Raw genomic sequence first — 18,905 nt, 5'->3', positions numbered from 1 at the left:
GAACGCTTCACCGTCACTCCCGCGAAGGCGGGAGCCTATTCGATGTGGGCTCCCCGCCTGAGCGGGGAATCACAGCCATTTAATCGGCTACCTGATCAATCGATAGCAGAACGTGCCCCTTTAACGGGTGATGGCAAGGTTGTATCAAATTGCCATCTAAATGATAAAAATTACTATTTAGTTTTGCATTGATATTGGTTAGGCTAGCCAGCGTTTTTTTGACAGGCCAGCGGATTGGCTGGCGGTATCGGGGAGAAGATGATGTCGAAAGCAGTGCAAGGTGCTGGACGTTTTCAACTGAAGTGCCTGGCCGTGGTGATTGCTGCCACATGCCATGGCGTGGTTCAGGCGCAGGAGAGCGATGAGGCCAATCAGGTGACATTGCCTGCGCAAACGGTCACCGGTGAACTGGACCGCCCACAAGGCCCGGACTACGGCTACAAGGCCGAGAAAAGCCTGACCGCCAGCAAGACCAGCACGCCGCTGTCGGAGACGCCGCGTTCGGTGTCGGTGGTGACGCGCAAGCGCATCGAAGACCAGAAGTCGCAGAGCCTCACCGATGTACTGGGTTACGTACCGGGTATCTTCGCGCCGCCATTCGCTGCCGGTGATGGCCTGGCGGGTGATCTGTTCTTCATTCGTGGCTTCAACGCCACCGACTACGGCTATGGCCTGCTGCGTGACGGTTTGCGCGTGCAGGGCAACCGCTACGACACCACCAGCGAGCCTTATGGCCTGGAGCGGGTGGAAGTGTTCCGCGGGCCGACCTCGATTCTTTATGGCGAGAACGCGCCGGGTGGCCTGGTCAACCTGGTGAGCAAGCGTCCGACCGCCGTCCCGCAGGGTGAAGTGCAGCTCAACTACGGCTCCAACGACCGTCGTCAGCTTAACGTGGATGTTTCGGGCCCGCTGAATGACAGCGGCAATGTGCTGGGGCGCGTGGTGATGGTTGGCCGTGAGGCTGATACCCAGGTCGATCACGTGCAGGACAACCGCATCTATATCGCCCCGTCGCTGACGCTGAACTTCGACGACTTCAACAGCCTGACCCTGCTGTCTACCTACCAGAAGGACCGCACCAAGCTGGAGCTGGGCCTGCCGGCGGCCGGTACGCTGCTGAATAATCCCAATGGCAAACTAGACAAGGACACGCTGACAGGTCATCCAGATTGGGACGACTTTGATCGTGAAGTATGGACGCTGGGCTACGAGTTCACCCATCGCTTCAATGATGATTGGCAGTTCCGCCAGAACTCGCGCTACATGCAGTCGCGCATCCAGCGTAACGAGGTCTGGCCGAGCAGCAGTCTGTCCAGCGCCAACTACAGCAGCACCGTCGGCTTGAACCTGGCACGTGATCGCTACAACAAGTCCATGACCTACTCGCTGGATAATCAGCTGGAGGGCAAATTCGCCACAGGTGCTCTGCAGCACACCTTGCTGCTCGGCCTGGCCTTCGACCGTACTTCCTTCAATCAGAATCAGGACGTCGGCATCATCTCGCAGTTTAATTACTACAACCCAGCCTGGGGGGTAGTAGGTGAGCCGACTACTCCAATTGCTCAGGGCAACACTTTGCTTGAGCAGCAGATGACAGGGGTCTACAGCCAGTTGCAGAGCAAATATGAAAATTGGATTTTCCTGCTCGGTGGTCGTTTCGACTCGGTCGACAACCAGTACCGCAACAAGCTGGCACCGGCCACTGATCTTGATTACAGCGATCACAAGGGAACTTGGCAGGGTGGGGTGATGTACCAGTTCGAGAATGGCCTGTCGCCTTACGTCAGTTACTCCACCGCTTTCGTACCGGTGCAGGAAACCTCCACCACCAACGGTCCTCTGGATCCGATCACCGCCGAACAGTATGAGGTGGGTCTGAAGTACGAGCCCAAGGGCTGGAACACCATGTTCACTGCTGCCGTATTCGATCTGCGTAAAGAAAATGACGTCTACTTCGAAGCGGCCATCAATGATTACCGTCAGGTCGGCGAAAGCCGTTCCAAAGGTGTCGAGCTGGAAGTCAGCAGTGATATCAGCGCCAACCTGAATATCACCGCCGCCTACACCTACACCGATGCACGTGTCACCAAGGATGCGCCGGGGTCGCTGATCGAAGGCAACCAGATGACCGGCGTACCGCGTAACCAGGCATCGATCTGGGCCAACTACCGCTTCCTCGATGGTGCGTTGCGTGGTCTGCGTCTGGGTGGCGGCGTGCGTCACTTCGACAGCACTTTCGCTTATACCAACCCGCCTGGCACCAACCCAGCTGTCGTTTCCTACGGCCGTCTGGACACCGGTGACGTGACCCTGGTCGATGCCGCCATCGGCTACGACATCGACGAGAACTGGTCGGTCGATCTCAATGCCAAGAACGTCTTCGATCAGGAGTACGTGGCAGGCTGCAACAACGCTGGGCGCTGCTACTGGGGCGACGAGCGCACCTTCCTCGGTAGCGTATCGCTGCGCTGGTAAGCGGCAACCGAGTGGGCAAACCAAGGCGAGGGGGCAACCCTTCGCCTTTTTGCATAGGTAAGGACAACGGATGACGAGTTTGAGTCGCCCCGGGCAGCCAGCCGCTGCACGCGGTTTCAGTCACACTGGCCTGGCGCTGCTGGGGCTCGCGCTGCTGCTGGCCATGCTGCTGTGGCAGGGCGTGTTGCGCCATCCCTGGCCAACCGCCGAGGCCTGGTTGGCGCCGCTGTCGTCGACGCCATCGCTGGAGGGGCTGCTGCTGTGGTGGACCCAGCTGCCACGCGCCTTTGCCGGAGTGCTGGTGGGCGCCTGCCTGGGCGTTTCCGGGGCGATCATGCAACTGATTACGCGCAACCCGCTGGTGTCGCCGGATCTGCTCGGCATCACCGCCGGAGCGCAACTGGGCGTGATCCTTGGCATGCTTCTGCCCGGCGCCCTGGGCCTGCCGCTGGTCTTCGTCGGTGGTCTGTTGGCGGCGCTGTTTACTTTCCTCATGGCTGGCGGCTGGAACACCTCGCCGCTGCGCCTGACCCTGGCCGGGGTGGCAGTAGCGCAGACCTTCGCCGCGCTGATCGCGCTGTTTCTCAGCCTCAACGACCAGGCCGCGATGGTGGTATCGCTGTGGAATACCGGTTCGTTGCAGCAGTTGGGTTGGGGCGCGATGAAGCCGGCGCTGTATCTGTTGCCGCTGATTGCCCTGACTCTGCTGATGCTGATGCGACCGATGAACCTGGCGGTGCTGGGCGACGGACAGATGCGCTCGTTGGGGCTTTCGCCAGCCTGGCTGAAAGGGCTGAGCATCGTCCTCGGCAGCCTGCTGGCGGCACTGGCGATCCATCTGGCTGGCCCCTTGGGCTTCATCGGGCTGATCACGCCGAACCTGCTGCGCTTTGCCTTCGCCGTGGTGCGACCTTCCCGGTTGATCCCTTTGTGCGCGATCTGGGGCGCGCTGCTGACAGTACTCGCCGATGCGCTGGTGGCGGCGGTGGAGCCCTGGTTCCAGCTGCCGCTGGGGGTGCTGTCGGCCATTCTCGGTTCGCTGGCGATCCTCTTGCTGCTGCGTTACGGGCGCAGCGCGCCGGTGGCGGCGGTCACGGCGAACATGCCGGGTGAGAACCGGGCCATGCGCCTGCCACTGTGGGCGTTCGTCGTGCTTACCGTGCTGATCTGCCTGGCGCTGCTGGTGGGCGGTACCGCGCAGGGTGAGTCGGGTATCTGGGCCTTCTGGCAGCGGGTGTGGGCCGGCGAGCCCTTGGCCATGACCCTGCTCGATCTGCGCCTGCCGCGCCTGCTGGTGGACATGGCTGCCGGGGCACTGCTGGCGACCGCCGGCATGCTGTTGCAGGCGGTCACGCGCAACCCGCTGGCCGGCCCGGAAATTCTCGGGGTGAGCCAGATGGCAGCGCTGGTGGTCTTGCTGGCGTTGATCTTCATGCCCGAACTGGCAGTAGCCTGGCGCTTCCCGCTGGCCTGGTTGGGGGCCGGCCTGGCGCTGGTGATCGTCATCGGCCTCAACCTGCGTCATGGCCTGGAGCCGCTGCGCGTGACGCTCACCGGCTTTGCCATCAGCGGTGTGGTGCTGGCCCTGGTGAGCCTGCTGATGGCGCAGTTCACCAGCAATATCGCGCAGGCGCTGATCTGGATGGTGGGCAGCAGCTACGGGCGCACCTGGGGTGATCTGCAGGCCATGCTGCCCTGGCTGGTGATTGGGTTGGCGCTGTGCGCGGCGACCACGCGCTGGATGGATCTGCTGCAGTTGGGCGATGGCGTGGCCGGCAGCCTCGGGCTGTCGGTGCCGAGCCGGCGGGTGCTGCTGATCGTGCTGGCCAGTGCGCTGATCGCCGCGGCCGTGGCGGTGGTCGGGCCGGTGGCGTTCATCGGTTTGCTGGTACCGCATGGTGTGCGTTTGCTGGGCTTTCATCGTGCCCGCCAACGCCTGCTGGCGGCGCCGCTGCTGGGTGCGACGCTGCTGGCCTCGGCCGATCTGCTCGGGCGCGTGCTGCTCGCGCCGTTGGACATTCCGCTGGGGATTGCTACGGCCGCCATCGGTGCGCCGTGCTTCCTTTTGCTGCTCAGCCGCGTCTATTTCAGTGACAAAAGGAGCTAGTGCCGTGGCGATGCGTCTTGTCTGTTGCCTGCTGCTGGTCTGTCTGGCGCACGGCGCCTGGGCGGCCGATGCACAACTGGTAGCCCGGCAGTCGGCCGGTGTTGGAGACGCGCCGCAGCGGATCGTCAGCCTCGATGAGCTGAGTACCGAGTTGCTGGTATCGCTGGGGATCGAGCCGGTCGGGGTGGCCAACCTGGCCAGCTATCGCCGTTACATCGGCATCGGCAATGACCTGCTCGAAAGCAGCGTGGCGCTGGGCAGTGCGCAGCAACCCAATCTGGAGGCCATCGCCCGGCTCAAGCCGGATCTGATCGTTGGCGTGGCCTACCTGCACCTGCCGTTGTTCGAGCGTCTCGACGGCCTGGCGCCGACACTCATCTATCAGGTGTCACTGGCATCCGCTGGCTACGATGGCGTGGCCATCGGCGAGGCCATGCTGGAGCATCTTGGCCGCTTGACCGGGCGGCAGGCGCAGGCCGCTGCCGTGATTCGCGAAGGCCGGCAGGCGTTGGCTGCCGCGCGTCAGTCCGTTCGCGAGCGCGACCTGCAGGGCGAGCCGGTGGCCGTGCTCTATCCGCTGGTGCAGCAGGGCAGTTTCATCGCCCTCAACCAGCAGACACTGATCGGCAGCCTGATGAACCGCCTGCAGGTGCGCTCGCCCTGGACCTTGCGTTCCGCACACAGCCTGCACCGGCGCATCGACATGCGCCGCTTCGCCGGTGAGCCGGGGCTGCGCGTACTGTTCATCGGTGGGCAGGAGCAGGCGCCGTTCTTCGCCAGCCCCCTGTGGAAAGCCCTGCCGGTTGCCCAGCAGCAGCGTTATGCCTTTCTCCCCACGCCGTACTGGACCTTTGGTGGCCCGCGCTCGACGGCCGCCATCGCGACCCAGGTGCGCGAGGCGATCGAGGCGATGAATCGTTGAATTTTGTCCCCGGCCATTCGTCCTTTAAGAGGAGCCTGGCGACCATCGATATCGCTCAGGGGCAAGCCATTTCCACAGAGGTCATCGCATGAGCTTCGACAACGAGAACGCGCGCTTTCTGGTCGTGATCAATCATGAGCAGCAGTATTCCATCTGGCCCGAGTACAAGGCCATTCCCGAAGGCTGGTCCGCCGTGGGCGTGTCCGGCGACAAGGCGACCTGCCTGGCCCATATCGAAGAGGTGTGGACCGACATGCGCCCGCTGAGCCTGCGTCAGGCCATGGCGTGAACAGCGACCTGCGGGGAGCTCGACGATGAATCAAGTGACCGATCTGGCGCAGGCCGCCCTGAGCATCGAGGCCGGCCTGCCCATGCGCGTCAGCCCGCTGCAGGCCGGGCAGGGCCTGCACGAATATCTGCCAGCTCTGCAGCAGTTGGTGACCGAGCATCTTGAAGTGAGCGGTGGGCTGCTGTTCAGTGGCTTCGCCGATGTCGATGTGGCCAGCTTCCAGCAGTTTGCCGGCGCCTTTGGCCATCCATTGCTGAGCTACGAGTTCGGCTCCACGCCGCGTAGCCGGGTGAGCGCCGGTGGCGTGTATACCTCCACCGAATTTCCTGCTCATCGGCCGATTCCGCTGCACAACGAGCAGGCCTACACCACCGAATGGCCGCTGCGCATCTGGTTCTATTGCGCCCAGGCGGCCGAGCAGGGTGGCGAGACACCGATTGCCGATAGCCGTGAAGTCTTTCGGCGCATCGATCCGGCCATCCGCCAGCGCTTCGCCGAGCGCGGCCTGCTCTACGTGCGCAATTACGGCAATGGTCTGGATCTGCCCTGGCAGCAGGTCTTCAATACCGAAGATCGCCAGGAGGTCGAGCGTTACTGCAGCGCTCGCCGTATCGACTTCGAATGGCTCGGCGACGACGAACTGCGTACGCGTCAGCTTTGCCAGGGCGTTGCCCAGCATCCGCGTACCGGTGACTGGGTCTGGTTCAACCAGGCGCACCTGTTCCACCTGTCGGCCCTGGACGCCGATACCCAGGAAGTGCTGATCGACGCGGTCGGTCTCGAGGGCCTGCCGCGCAATGTCTACTTCGGCGATGGCACACCCATCGAGGCCAGCCTGCTGGACGAGGTGCGCGGCGTACTCGACGCCTGCACCATTCGTTTCCCCTGGCGTGACGGCGACATCCTGATGCTCGACAACATGCTCACGGCCCATGCCCGCGATCCCTTCAAGGGACCGCGCAAGGTGGTGGTGGCGATGGCCGAGGCCTATGGCCAGGAGGGTTTCCAATGAATGTATTACCGCTGCCTGACGGGCGTGTGCTGCAAGGTGAGTCGCGCGAGTCGGCGATCTGGCTGACCTGCGACGGCCGGCCGCTGATGCAGCTGCGCATGGGCGAAGCAAACACCCTGCAGGTGCTGGAAGTGGCCACGGCCGATCTGGCCGATGCGCTGTGGTGCGCCAGCTATTGGTGGTTCGCCACTCATCCGCAGGTGGCGCGTCTGCTCTGGCAGGGGCTGGATCAGCAGGCACTGCAGGGCTGTGGTGACTGGCTGCGTAATGATGCCGGCTCGCAGCTTGCGCACGTCGAGCGCGGCGTGTTCTGGCAGTTGCCGCAGCCCTGGTTGCGCCAGGCGCTGCCGCCTTATCCGCAGCAGATGGTGATGAGCGACGGCAAGCGCCATCCCCGGCGCCGGGCCAAGCCCCAGGGCGAGGTCTACCGGCGCTTCGATGCGCAGTTGGGCGCCTGGATATCCCTGCGTACGCTGGACATCGACCAGGACCTGGAACGCTTCAGTCGCTGGCAGAACACGCCGCGCGTCCTGCATTTCTGGCAGGAGGGCGGCGATCTGGCGCAGCACCGCAGCTATCTCGAAACCATCGCTGCCGATCCGCATGTCTACAGCCTGATCGGTTGTTTCGATGACCAGCCCTTCGCCTACTTCGAGCTCTACTGGGCCAGGGAAGACCGCATTGCGCCTTTCTATCGCGTGGACGACTATGATCGCGGCATTCACATGCTGGTGGGTGAGCAGGCGCATCGCGGGCCGCACAAGGTGGCCAGCTGGCTGGCGGCGCTGACCCATTACGCCTTTCTCGACGATCCGCGCACAGGCCTGGTGGTGGCCGAGCCACGTGCGGACAACGCGAAGATGATCGGCTATATGCAGGCGCTGGGTTACTACCGGGAAAAGGAGTTCGATTTTCCTCACAAGCGCGCGGCGCTGATGGCGATCGGTCGCGAGCGTTTTTTTGATAGCGGGGTACTTTGTTGAACGTATCGGGAATCGCTCAGGGTGATTGAGGCACTGGCGCCGCTGTTCATCGGCGATTTCTCCTCTTATCGGGACACCCTGGTGCTGCACGACGACCCACGACCCTCGGTGCCGCTGCGCGAACTGCTCAGCGACGAGGGGCTACCGGTGCTGCTGGCGCGTTTCGGCGAGTCGTACACCGGCGGTGACCGCCGCGCGCTGCTGTCGCAGTGGTCGAAGCATTATTTCGTGCGCCTGATCCCGCCGGTGGTGGCCGCTGCGCTGGTGCTGAACCGGCGCCTGCCGCTGCATCTCGACGACATCGAGGTGGTGTTCGATGCGCAGTACCTGCCACAGGCGTTCAAGCTGCGCGATGCGGGTGAACCGTTCGCCCCTGGTGATCCCTTCGAGCGTTTTGCCCATCTCCAGCACGACCATCTGGCGCCATTGATTCAGGCATTCACCGCGCAGGTGAAGATCGCGCCCAAGGTGCTCTGGAGCAACGCCGGCAATTACTTCGAATGGATTCTGACGGCGCTGGGCAAGGTGCTGCCTGCGCCCGTGCTGGCCGATGGTTTCAGCCTCCTGCAGGCGACCCTGCAGTCTGATGGACGGCGCAACCTGCTGTATCAGCCGGTGCGTTATGTCGAGCTGCAGGGCGCTGCCCTGCCGTGGCGGCAACGGCGGGTGTGCTGCATTCGCTATCTGCTGCCCGAGCTCGAACTGTGCGAGAACTGCCCGCTGCTCGATGAGCCCCCAGCGCAGGCGGCCGGTTCGGCGTCTTGATGCGACCCGGTCAGTACAGGTAGCTGATTGGCGAGCCGTCCGCCGGATTGGCCATCACGCCCATGGGTACGCCGTAGATGCGCTCCAGGGTTTCGCTGTGCATCAGCTCGGCCGGGCTGCCTTGTGCCAGTAGACGACCGCTGTGCAGAGCCAGCAGGTGGTCGCAATAGCGCGCGGCCATGTTGATGTCGTGCAGCACCACCAGCACGCCCAGGCCCAACTCGCGGCTGAGGTCATGAACGCGTGAGAGGACCTCCACCTGATGGGCGATGTCCAGCGCCGAGGTGGGTTCGTCGAGCAGCAGGTAGCGCGTGTTCTGCGCTAGCAGCATGGCCAGCCAGACGCGCTGGCGCTCACCGCCGGACAGATGATCGACCAGGCGATCAGCAAACACGCCGGTATCGGTGAGGTCCAGGGCGCGCTCGATGTGTGCGCGGTCTTCGCTGCCCAGACGCCCAAGGGCGCCATGCCAGGGGTAACGGCCGAAGCCCACCAGCTCGCGTACGGTCAGGCCTTCGGTCTGCGGTAACTGCTGGGGCAGGTAGGCCACCTGACGGGCGAAGTCGCGCTGGCCCCAGGCCTGCAACGGTTTGCCGTCGAGCAGGATATGGCCGCCGCTGGGAGACTGCTGGCGGGCGAGCAATTTGATCAGGGTGGACTTGCCTGAACCGTTGTGGCCGATCAGGCCGACCATGCGTCCGGCATCGATGTGCAGGCTCAGGGGATGCAGCAGGGTGCGTTCAGGAATGCTGAAACTGACGCTTTGCAATTCGAACATGAAGCCGTCCGCTGTGGGGTTGCGAAGGGCGTCAATCTAATTCAAATGCTAATCGTTATCAATTTTGTGGTGCCTGCACCGCGAGGTGGACAGGGGCTCGCCTGATGGACGAGCCCCCTGAGATTCAGGCCTGACGCTGTTCTTCCGCCTTGCACGCGGCGGCGGTGAACAGCACGTCGGTAGAAGAGTTCAGCGCGGTTTCCGCCGAATCCTGAACGATACCGATGATGAAGCCGATGGCGACGATCTGCATGGCCACTTCGTTGGGGATGCCGAACAGGCTGCAGGCCAGCGGGATCAGCAGTAGCGAGCCGCCGGCGACACCGGATGCACCGCAGGCACTGATCGAGGCCAGCACGCTCAGCAGCAGGGCGGTCGGCAGGTCGACGGGGATACCCAGGGTATGCACCGCTGCCAGGGTCAGTACGGTGATGGTGATTGCCGCACCGGCCATATTGATGGTGGCACCCAGCGGAATGGAGACCGAATAGGTTTCCTCGTGCAGGCCCAGACGCTGGCTCAATTGCAGGTTGACCGGGATGTTGGCGGCCGAGCTGCGGGTGAAGAAGGCGGTGATGCCGCTTTCGCGCAGGCAGGTGAACACCAGCGGATAAGGGTTGCGACGAATCTTCCAGTACACCAGCGCCGGGTTGACCACCAGGGCCACCAGCAACATGCAGCCGACCAGCACAATCAGCAGGTGCAGGTAGCCGAGCAGGGCGTCGAAACCGGACTCGGCCAGGGTCGCGGCGACCAGGCCGAAGATACCCAGTGGTGCCAGGCGGATCACCAGTTTGACGATGGCCGTAACGCCATTGGACAGGTCGCCCAGCAGCTGCTTGCTGCTGGCGCTGGCATGACGGAAGGCGAAGCCGAGGCCGATTGCCCAGGCCAGAATGCCGATGAAGTTACCCTTCAACAGGGCGTTGACCGGGTTGTCGACCACGTTCATCAGCAGGGTCTTGAGTACCTCGCCGATGCCGCCGGGGGGCGTCAGCTCAGCGGCCTGGCTGCTCAACACCAGCGACGACGGGAAGGCGAAGCTGGCAATCACCGCCACCAGGGCAGCGCTGAAGGTACCGATCAGGTACATCAGCAGGATCGGGCGAATGTGGGTCTGCTGGCCTTGCTGATGGTTGGCGATGGACGACATCACCAGGATGAACACCAATACCGGCGCCACCGCCTTCAACGCCGAGACGAACACGTTGCCGATGAAGCCGACGGACAGCGCTGCCTGTGGGGCGATCACGGCAAGGGCGATACCTGCCAGCAGGCCGATGATGATCTGTGTCACCAGGCTGGTGCGGTTGAGTAGCTGCAGGGCAGGGTGGATGGCTTGGGACATCGCGTGGTTCTCTGGTTGCTGGGCGTGTGGCAAAGGCCGTCGCGCCTGGGTCGAGAGGGCTTTCAGCGCAGCCTGTGGAAGGGCGTCCGAAAAATAGCGCGCGACTCTAGCACAGCCTCACGCTGCTTCGAGGCAGCGGCAGGCATCTGGACGACAGGGTGCAAGCCGGTGTCGCATCTCGGCAAGCTTTGCCTGCTTGAAATATCGAACGACTGGTGCGTATTTTGTACGCATCGTCGCCGTCAGGCGGTATTCGCGTCATTCAAGGACAACAAAAGATGAGCACTGCCAGCCGCCAGGCACTGGAAACCCTGCTGCAGGGTATCGATGAGATCGATTGCGTAACCCCGGACCTCAATGGCGTTCCGCGCGGCAAGCTTATGACGGCCGAGGGTTTTCTTGAGGGACGACGCCTGCAGCTCGCTCGCGGCGTGCTGCTGCAATGCATCATGGGCGGCTATCCGCCGGCACGTTTCTACGGCGGTGACGACGGCGATCTGGTTCTTAACGCCGAACCTGGCCAGATACACCGTCTGCCCTGGAGCGAGTCGCCGCGCGCACTGGCCATCTGCGACGCGGACGAACTGGACGGGCGTAGCTCCGGGCTTTCCACGCGCGGTCTGCTCAAGCGTGTACTTGCACGCTACGCCGAGCATGGCTGGCAGCCGGTGGTGGCGACCGAGCTGGAGTTCTTCGTGTTCGCCGCCAATCCCGATCCGCAGCAGCCGTTCCAGCCGCCATTGGGGCTGGATGGACGTCGCGAGGATGGCGGTTCGGCGTTCAGCGTCAGCTCCGGCAATGGCCTGCGGCCGTTCTTCGCTGAGGTCTATCGCTGCATGGAGGCATTGGGGCTGCCGCGCGATACCTTCATGCACGAGATGGGCGTCAGCCAGTTCGAGATCAACCTGCTGCATGGTGACGCGCTGCAATTGGCCGATCAGACCTTCCTGTTCAAGCACTTGCTCAAGGAGGTCGGCTTCAAGCATGGCCTTTCCGTGGTCTGCATGGCCAAACCGCTGGCGCATACGCCGGGCAGCTCCATGCATATCCATCAGAGCGTGGTGGAGCAGGGTAGCGGTCGCAACATCTTCAGCGCGGAGAAAGGCGAGGCGACAGCGGCTTTCCATCACTTCATCGGCGGTCAGCAGGCGGCGATGGCCGATTTCACCCTGCTGTTCGCACCGCACGTGAATTCCTATCAGCGTCTGTGCCATCCCTATGCGTCGCCGAACAACGCCTGCTGGTCGGCTGACAACCGTGCTGCGGGGCTGCGGATTCCGGCCAGTGCGCCGGTGGCGCGGCGGGTGGAGAATCGCCTGCCGGGTGCCGATGCCAATCCTTATCTGGCCCTGGCTGCCAGCCTGGCAGCCGGGCTGCATGGCCTGGAGCGCGAGCTGCAACCCAGTGCGCCGATCCAGGGTGAGTTCGAGGTGCCGGAAGAATTGGCGCTACCCTGTACCATGCACGCCGCGATCGAGCGTCTGAAACGCAGCGAGCTGGCAATCGAACTGTTCGGTGCGGAATTCATCGAAGGTTACATCGCCAGCAAGGCCCTGGAGCTGACCAGCTTCTACGATGAAATTACGCCCTGGGAGCGTCGTGTTCTCGCCGCACAGGCGTGACGCCATTCCCGGTTACCGTACAAGGAGCTTTACCCGTCAATGCGACTGATCTGGAAGTCATTCCGCTCGCTGTACTTTGCCACTTTGCTGATGTTGCTCGGCTCCGGCCTGCTCAGTACCTATCTGGCGTTGCGTCTGGCCGACACCGTGGATGGTCTGTGGGTCGGTGCACTGATGGCGGCCAACTATTTCGGCCTGGTACTGGGTGGCAAGCTGGGGCATCGGCTGATCGGTCGGGTGGGTCACATCCGTGCCTATGTGGCCTGCGCCGGGGTAGTCACCGCAGCGGTGCTCGGCCATGGCCTGGTGGAGTGGCTGCCGCTTTGGCTGTTCCTGCGCATGCTGGTAGGCCTGGGCATGATGTGCCAGTACATGGTGATCGAGAGCTGGCTCAACGAGCAGGCTGAAGCCAAGCAGCGCGGCCTGGTGTTCAGTGGCTACATGGCGGCCTCCTATCTGGGGCTTATCCTTGGCCAGCTGGCTCTGGTCATACATCCGACGCTGGGGCTGGAGCTGCTGATGCTGGTCGCCCTGTGCTTTGCGCTGTGTCTGGTACCGGTGGCACTGACCCGGCGCCTGCACCCGGCGCCTTTGCATCCGGCGCCGCTGGAGCTGCGTTTCTTCCTCAGTCGCGTGCCGCTGTCGCTGACGACCATCGCGGTGGCCGGTCTGCTGATCGGCTCGTTCTACGGTCTGGCACCGCTGTATGCCACACGGATGGGCCTGTCGACCGAGCAGGTGGGTCTGTTCATGGGCAGCTGCATTCTCGCCGGCCTGCTGGTGCAATGGCCGCTGGGCTGGCTATCCGATCGGCATGACCGTGTGCGCCTGATTCGCGGCTGCGCGGTCTTGCTGCTGCTGACTGCCTTGCCGCTGGCGGCACTGCCTGAGGTCTTTCTCGGCTTGCTGTTCTGCGTCGGCTTTCTGGTCAGCCTGATGCAGTTCAGCCTCTACCCACTGGCGGTGGCCTTGGCCAATGACCACGTCGAGCCTGAGCGCCGTGTGTCACTGACGGCCATGCTGCTGGTTACCTTCGGCGTGGGTGCCTGCATTGGTCCACTGCTGGCCGGTGTGCTGATGCGTTTCTACGGCGCCAACATGCTCTATGTATTCGTCAGTGTCTGCGCGTTGATTCTGGTCTGGCGCATTCGTCCTGAAGTGGTGACCCATTTGCATCAGGTCGATGATGCGCCGCTGCACCATATGGCCATGCCGGGTAACGTCACCAGCTCACCGCTGGTCGCTGCGCTCGACCCGAGGGTCGATGAGCAGGCGGTGCAGGAGCAGATGCAGGAACCAGCCGCTGCTGCGGCAGCGGCTGAAGAGGATCAGCAGAAAACGCAGGCGGGCCAGTAAGGGCTGTGGGCGTCAGAAGGGGCCGTCGCTCTCGGTGCGACGCGCCTCGCGCTGCAACTGATAGACGAAGCGTTCGACCTGACGTTGCTCCAGGCCGTTCAAACGATGAAAACGCGTGCCGACGAACGTCATGTCGACCTTGTCCTCGTATTGCACGTGACGTAACTCCACGGCGCAGGTCATGTTGCCGAAGGGCAGATAGGCAGTGAGTCGCTCGTGTACCTGGCCATTGCTCAGTTGCTGACTGAGGTTGCCGGCGAAACGCAGTTTGCAGCCGGTGGCCGAGATGTCCAGCAGATGACCTGACAGCGGTTCGCGCAGCTTGTCGCCGCTGAGTACGACCTTGACCAGATCGCTTTGCTTCAACTGCGCACGGAAGGCGCTGCGGCGCTGGTGATAGATCACTTCGGTGGGCAGCGGTGCCCAGTAGCAGGGGGCTCCCTCGAGTTCGCCAAGCTGCACGTCGTGATCACAGGTCCAGGCTACTCGTACCCCGTCGCGGAATGCCTCGACGTTGAAGGTTTCGCCTTGCTTGAGAAAACGTTCGCCATCGGTAGGGATGATCTCGTCCAGCGCTAAACGCGCACGGTCTTTATCGATTTCGACGAGGTAGCTTTGAAAACGCTGGCCACGATCCTTGAACTGGATAACCAGGGGATCATGGTTCTGTTGCAATTGACGCAGGGTGGCAATGATCTCGACGGATGTCTTGAGCACCTTGGGCGGTTGAGGACCGCTCTCGTCGTTGAACGCACTGGACACAGTTCGGAACTCTCCGAGTCATGGACTACATCGGCACTAGAATACTGGCAGAGTGCCTGCATGTCCCTGTGCTTTTTGTTGGGGGGATGGCTCAGGCCTGGCTGAGCGGCCTTTGCTGCGCGATTCTAGCGGCACTGCCGCGGCTGTCATAGAGGCCGGGAGTCTCTGCGCCACGCAAAATGCCGAGGACGCTGCCGACCGAGGCCTGGTTGGCGCGAATCAAACGGCCATTGCGCAGATTGGCCTCCTGACAGAGCTGCAGGAGAGCGGACAACTCTTCACTGCGCGCCAGAAGTTGATCGCCTACGGAGGACTTGCTCGCCAGCGCTGAGAGCCCTTCGCGATCAGCACTCAGACCGGCGTTTTGCAGCAGACGACTGCGCTCGCTGCCATGCTGCTGAAGCAGGGCAAGCAGCGGTTGTTTTTCGCTGAGCAGGCTATTCAGGAGCGGTAGGTCGCGTTCGGTAAGGGCCTGGAATTCGCTATCGATCAGCTCAAGCAATTGCTTTGCAGTGCCGATATCGTTGGTGAAGAGGTCAAGCAAGGCTGTGTCGTTCATGGCGGGCTCTTGGGGGTCGGGCGTCCAACACCCCCAGCGCAGCCCTGAGACTAGCGCTGGGATTCGAAGTCGAGCAGTTTCTGGGCGACACGTTTGCTGTCGACCTGATAGCTGCCATCAGCGATGGCCTGTTTCAGCTGGGCCACACGCTCCTTGTTGACGATGGGCTGATCACGCAGCTTCTCGCCGATTGCTTGCAACTGCTGTGCCTCGCGGCTCAGTTGCACCGATTCGCCGCTCTTGGCGTTGGTTTGTTCATCGTTACCGATGGCAGAGGCCTGGTTCGGCTGTGCCGACTCATTGCGATTGCCAGCCTGAGTCGCGCCGGTACGCCCCGCATTGGCGGGCGTATTGGCATTGTTCAGCCGGTTGAAGTCGATGACCATGATGCAGAACCTCGGACGATATGGTGGACGCTTGCCATGCTTCTCGGCTGCAGCCGGGAAAACTTTAGGATTAATTTCATCGCGTCGTTGAATAGTGTAGGGAATCGCCACGCTTTTGCGCTACAAGAAACATGCCTACATGGCTACTTCCACCTGACCAGGGCCAACCACTCGGGCTCGAACGACTCGCTGCGAGCGCAGGTTGCGTACATTGATCTGCTCACCTGGAGCACCGTCTGTCAGGGCTTCGCCGGGCATGCGCACGTTGACCGTGATACCGCGAGCGCTGATCACCACCTGATCGCCCCGACGAATGACCTCGGCTACTTGCAGGTGGGTAGAAAGAAGAATCTGGTCACTACCGAGCTGTCGTGTCAATTTCTTGCCGATCGCCTGGTTCAGGTCGGTGAGAAAGTTCTGCCCCAATTGTCCGACATCGCGTTCAACCAGACTCAGATCCGCAGCCTTGACTACGCTCATGCGCTTGAGGGGGCGAGTCAGTACGACGATTGGGCGATACAAACGCACTTCAGCCGGCACGAATACGGTCCACGGGGCGCTGCCGTCGCAGCGCACCCGCGTGGTGACACGGCCCAACGGCTGCGCCGGGCTCTCCAGCGTGGTCGTCAGCGGCTGATCGCACAGCGGCAGACGCAACCGCGGGTCGAGACGGTTGACGCGAATCTCATGGCGGCCCTGAATTTCGCTACGCTGTAGATATTCAGTGGTTGCCTGCTCAAGAAAGGCCTCGGTGGCGCCGATAAGTTGCTCAGTGCTGGTAAAGGTGGCAGCCGCCGTAGCGCTGTAGCCGAGTGTCGGCAAAGCGAGTAAAACGGGCAAAGGCGCAAGGCACTTTGCCAGTAGCTGACGGAATGATGACGTTCTCTGCTTCATAAGCAATGCAAAGCAAGCCCCGTGCCGCCTGCTAGGCTCAATGGGGTAGGCGTTACTAGACAAGAAGGAGTCCGGGCATGGCCGGGTTGATGGATTCGGTTAACCAGCGCACTCAGCTGGTGGGGCAGAACCGCTTGGAGTTGTTGCTGTTTCGCCTGGAGGGCCCACAGCTTTACGGTATCAACGTATTCAAGGTGAAAGAGGTACTGCAGTGCCCGAATCTCACCATCATGCCCAAGTCCAGTCCGGTGGTGCGGGGTGTGGCCAATATTCGTGGGGGCACCATTCCGATTCTCGACCTTTCCATCGCTACCGGCAGTGCCGCTCTGGAAAATCTGAAGACCAGCTTCGTGATCATCACCGAGTACAACACCAAGGTGCAGGGTTTTCTGGTGCGCTCGGTCGAGCGTATCGTCAACATGAACTGGGAGGAAATCCATCCGCCACCCAAGGGCACCGGGCGCGATCACTACCTGACAGCGGTCACGCGGCTCGACAAGCAGTTGGTCGAGATCATCGATGTCGAGAAGATTCTTGCCGAAGTCGCGCCGACCTCGGAAGTGATCTCCGCTGGCGTGATCGATGAGCAGGTGCAGAGTCAGGCAGTGACCAAGCATGTGCTGATCGTCGATGACTCCTCGGTGGCACGCAAACAGGTTTCGCGCTGTCTGCAGACCGTTGGCGTCGAGGTTACGGCTCTGAACGATGGTCGTGAGGCGCTCAATTACCTCAAGAAAATGGCCGACGAGGGGCATAATCCCGACAAGGAACTGCTGATGCTGATTTCCGACATCGAGATGCCCGAGATGGACGGATATACGTTGACTACGGAGATTCGCAGCGATCCGCGCATGCAGAAGCTGCATATCCTCCTGCATACTTCGCTTTCCGGTGTGTTCAACCAGGCGATGGTGAAGAAGGTCGGCGCTGACGACTTCCTCGCCAAGTTCAAGCCAGATGATCTGGCGGCGCGGGTGGTCGATCGCATTCGTGTATCGGATGGGGGCTGAAGGGTGACCTTCGGCGAATGTTATGGTTGCAGAGGCGGCACTAGTGTCTTCAGGTAATTTGGATTTCGAGCAGTTCCGGACTTTCCTGGAAAAGGCCTGCGGTATTCTGCTTGGCAGCAACAAGCAGTACCTGGTCTCCAGCCGTCTGAACAAGCTGATGGAACAGAACGGTATCAAGACCCTGGGCGAGCTGGTGCAGCGCATGCAAAGCCAGCCGCGCGGAGGGCTGCGCGAGCAGGTCGTAGATGCCATGACCACCAACGAGACCCTGTGGTTTCGTGACACGTATCCCTTCGAGGTGCTCAAGAACCGCGTGTTGCCGGAGTTGATCAAGGCTTATCCGGCCCAGCGCCTGCGTATCTGGTCGGCAGCCTGCTCGTCCGGTCAGGAGCCTTACTCGCTGTCGATGTCCATCGATGAGTTCGAACGCACCAACCTCGGTCAGCTCAAGGCGGGTGTGCAGATCGTTGCCACCGACCTTTCGCCGTCGATGCTGGCCAATTGCAAATCCGGCGAGTACGACAGCCTTGCCATGGGGCGAGGCCTTGCACAGGAGCGTTTGCAGCGCTATTTCGATCCCAAGGGCCCGGGGCGTTGGCAGGTCAAGGCTCCCATCAAGAGCCGTGTCGAGTTCCGCCCACTGAATTTGCTGGACAGTTACGCGGCATTGGGCAAGTTCGACATCGTCTTCTGCCGCAACGTGCTGATCTACTTCTCGGCAGACGTGAAGAAGGACATCCTCACGCGCATCCACGCCACCTTGAAACCGGGCGGTTATCTGTTCCTCGGCGCCTCCGAGGCACTCAATGGCCTACCGGACAAGTACCAGATGGTGCAGTGCAGTCCGGGGATCATCTACAAGGCCAAATAGGCGCAAGGCATGTTTGGTATCAGCAGCGGGAGGCCTTTGGCCTCCCGTTTGCGTTTCTGGGCTCTTAAAACCATGGGCCCGGTAGGGTGCGCCGTGCGCACCAGTGGTTTTTGGTGTGATGGTGAAGAGGGGCGGTGCGCACAGTGCACCCTAGGGTCGGGCCGGCGGCAATCTGCCCGATCAGCTTTGCCGCTTCCTTGCCTGGGGGCGGTAATACTTTGCCGCTTTGCCGCATTCGATCCTTCGATTTAATCTCAAGCCATTGATTTATAAGGATTTAAATATATGGCACAGCCTTTGCTGTATCTCTGGCAACAGTGATCAGACGGCCCTTGTGGCAAAGGTTCAGAGCATGAGCATCAACTTCGGCAGAGCACTCGGCATCCATGAGCAGGCACTCGGCTTTCGCGCCCAGCGTGCCGAGGTGCTGGCGAACAACATCGCCAACGCCGATACGCCGAACTACAAGGCTCGTGATCTGGACTTCGCCAGTGTGCTGGCCGAGCAGAACAGCCGCATGCAGCGTGGCGGCGTTGCCCTGAATCGCACCGACACTCGCCACATCCCGGCCGATGGTGTGAAAAGTGGCGATGCTGAGCTGCCTTATCGCACGCCGTTCCACGCTTCGCTGGATCAGAACACCGTCGACCTGCAGATCGAGCAATCGAACTACGCCGAAAACGCGGTGCAGTTCCAGGCCAGCTTCACCTTTCTCAATAGCAAATTCAAAGGGCTGACCACTGCCCTGCGCGGCGAATAAGGAGCG

Annotated in this window: 18 protein-coding genes; 12 read left to right on the top strand and 6 right to left on the bottom strand. The window is 62.0% G+C overall.

Features of this window, described 5'->3' with window-relative positions:
- The first annotated feature begins 261 nt into the window (after nt 1-261).
- From INS93_RS11220 to fhuF, 7 genes are all read left to right on the top strand, one after another.
- Nucleotides 262-2,475, top strand: coding sequence for a TonB-dependent siderophore receptor (locus tag INS93_RS11220; RefSeq protein ID WP_226945466.1), 2,214 nt, complete (start codon nt 262-264; stop codon nt 2,473-2,475).
- Nucleotides 2,476-2,545: 70 nt separating this feature from the next.
- Nucleotides 2,546-4,582: a Fe(3+)-hydroxamate ABC transporter permease FhuB gene (gene fhuB, locus INS93_RS11215; RefSeq protein WP_192981854.1), complete on the top strand. Its 2,037-nt coding sequence runs from the start codon at nt 2,546-2,548 to the stop codon at nt 4,580-4,582.
- A gap of 10 nt (nt 4,583-4,592) precedes the next feature.
- The gene (locus tag INS93_RS11210) at nt 4,593-5,504 is read left to right on the top strand and encodes an iron-siderophore ABC transporter substrate-binding protein (protein ID WP_192981961.1); all 912 of its coding nucleotides are present in this window, start codon (nt 4,593-4,595) and stop codon (nt 5,502-5,504) included.
- An 88-nt stretch (nt 5,505-5,592) separates the two neighbouring features.
- Nucleotides 5,593-5,793 carry an MbtH family protein gene (locus tag INS93_RS11205; protein ID WP_003247048.1) on the top strand — a complete coding sequence of 67 codons (201 nt, stop codon included), beginning with the start codon at nt 5,593-5,595 and terminating at the stop codon, nt 5,791-5,793.
- A gap of 25 nt (nt 5,794-5,818) precedes the next feature.
- Nucleotides 5,819-6,805, top strand: a complete 987-nt coding sequence (locus INS93_RS11200) for a TauD/TfdA family dioxygenase (protein WP_192981851.1) — start codon at nt 5,819-5,821, stop codon at nt 6,803-6,805.
- A complete protein-coding gene (locus INS93_RS11195) occupies nt 6,802-7,788 on the top strand; it encodes a GNAT family N-acetyltransferase (protein ID WP_192981848.1) in 987 nt (328 codons plus the stop codon). The genes INS93_RS11200 and INS93_RS11195 overlap by 4 nt, the downstream gene beginning before the upstream one ends.
- A 21-nt stretch (nt 7,789-7,809) precedes the next feature.
- Complete coding sequence (fhuF, locus tag INS93_RS11190; protein WP_192981846.1) at nt 7,810-8,553, top strand: siderophore-iron reductase FhuF; 744 nt, start codon at nt 7,810-7,812, stop codon at nt 8,551-8,553.
- Between the two features lie 10 nt (nt 8,554-8,563).
- Here the strand turns inward: fhuF and INS93_RS11185 are convergent, their stop codons facing one another.
- Together INS93_RS11185 and sstT are read right to left on the bottom strand one after the other, a co-directional pair.
- On the bottom strand, nt 8,564-9,331 hold the full coding sequence (locus INS93_RS11185) for an ATP-binding cassette domain-containing protein (RefSeq protein ID WP_192981843.1): 768 nt from the start codon (nt 9,329-9,331) through the stop codon (nt 8,564-8,566).
- Nucleotides 9,332-9,455: 124 nt separating this feature from the next.
- A complete protein-coding gene (sstT, locus tag INS93_RS11180; protein WP_192981841.1) occupies nt 9,456-10,679 on the bottom strand; it encodes a serine/threonine transporter SstT in 1,224 nt (407 codons plus the stop codon).
- A 380-nt stretch (nt 10,680-11,059) separates the two neighbouring features.
- Between sstT and INS93_RS11175 the strand changes: the two genes are divergently transcribed.
- A complete protein-coding gene (locus INS93_RS11175) occupies nt 11,060-12,301 on the top strand; it encodes a glutamine synthetase family protein (protein WP_192981959.1) in 1,242 nt (413 codons plus the stop codon).
- Between the two features lie 39 nt (nt 12,302-12,340).
- Nucleotides 12,341-13,657, top strand: a complete 1,317-nt coding sequence (locus tag INS93_RS11170; RefSeq protein ID WP_192981839.1) for an MFS transporter — start codon at nt 12,341-12,343, stop codon at nt 13,655-13,657.
- Between the two features lie 12 nt (nt 13,658-13,669).
- Here INS93_RS11170 and INS93_RS11165 read toward each other — a convergent pair whose 3' ends face one another.
- The 4 genes from INS93_RS11165 to flgA form a co-directional block, all read right to left on the bottom strand.
- On the bottom strand, nt 13,670-14,419 hold the full coding sequence (locus INS93_RS11165; protein ID WP_072425720.1) for a flagellar brake protein: 750 nt from the start codon (nt 14,417-14,419) through the stop codon (nt 13,670-13,672).
- A gap of 91 nt (nt 14,420-14,510) precedes the next feature.
- Nucleotides 14,511-14,978, bottom strand: a complete 468-nt coding sequence (locus INS93_RS11160; protein WP_192981836.1) for a flagella synthesis protein FlgN — start codon at nt 14,976-14,978, stop codon at nt 14,511-14,513.
- A gap of 50 nt (nt 14,979-15,028) precedes the next feature.
- Nucleotides 15,029-15,364: a flagellar biosynthesis anti-sigma factor FlgM gene (gene flgM, locus INS93_RS11155; protein WP_192981834.1), complete on the bottom strand. Its 336-nt coding sequence runs from the start codon at nt 15,362-15,364 to the stop codon at nt 15,029-15,031.
- 135 nt (nt 15,365-15,499) lie between these two features.
- Nucleotides 15,500-16,258 carry a flagellar basal body P-ring formation chaperone FlgA gene (flgA, locus tag INS93_RS11150; RefSeq protein WP_160017584.1) on the bottom strand — a complete coding sequence of 253 codons (759 nt, stop codon included), beginning with the start codon at nt 16,256-16,258 and terminating at the stop codon, nt 15,500-15,502.
- A 77-nt stretch (nt 16,259-16,335) separates the two neighbouring features.
- On the opposite strand from flgA, the gene INS93_RS11145 reads away from it, so the two are divergent.
- The 3 genes from INS93_RS11145 to flgB all read left to right on the top strand — a co-directional run bounded on the left by INS93_RS11145 (nt 16,336) and on the right by flgB (nt 18,899).
- Nucleotides 16,336-17,268, top strand: coding sequence for a chemotaxis protein CheV (locus INS93_RS11145; RefSeq protein WP_160017585.1), 933 nt, complete (start codon nt 16,336-16,338; stop codon nt 17,266-17,268).
- A gap of 43 nt (nt 17,269-17,311) precedes the next feature.
- Nucleotides 17,312-18,139, top strand: coding sequence for a protein-glutamate O-methyltransferase CheR (gene cheR / locus INS93_RS11140; RefSeq protein WP_160017586.1), 828 nt, complete (start codon nt 17,312-17,314; stop codon nt 18,137-18,139).
- 352 nt (nt 18,140-18,491) lie between these two features.
- Nucleotides 18,492-18,899: a flagellar basal body rod protein FlgB gene (gene flgB / locus INS93_RS11135; RefSeq protein WP_160017587.1), complete on the top strand. Its 408-nt coding sequence runs from the start codon at nt 18,492-18,494 to the stop codon at nt 18,897-18,899.
- Nucleotides 18,900-18,905 lie beyond the last annotated feature (6 nt).

Origin of the sequence: Pseudomonas sp. EggHat1, from assembly GCF_014892995.1 — a bacterium.
Taxonomy (GTDB): Bacteria; Pseudomonadota; Gammaproteobacteria; order Pseudomonadales; family Pseudomonadaceae; genus Aquipseudomonas; species Aquipseudomonas chaetocerotis.
This window is presented reverse-complemented; position numbering and strand designations above follow the sequence as displayed.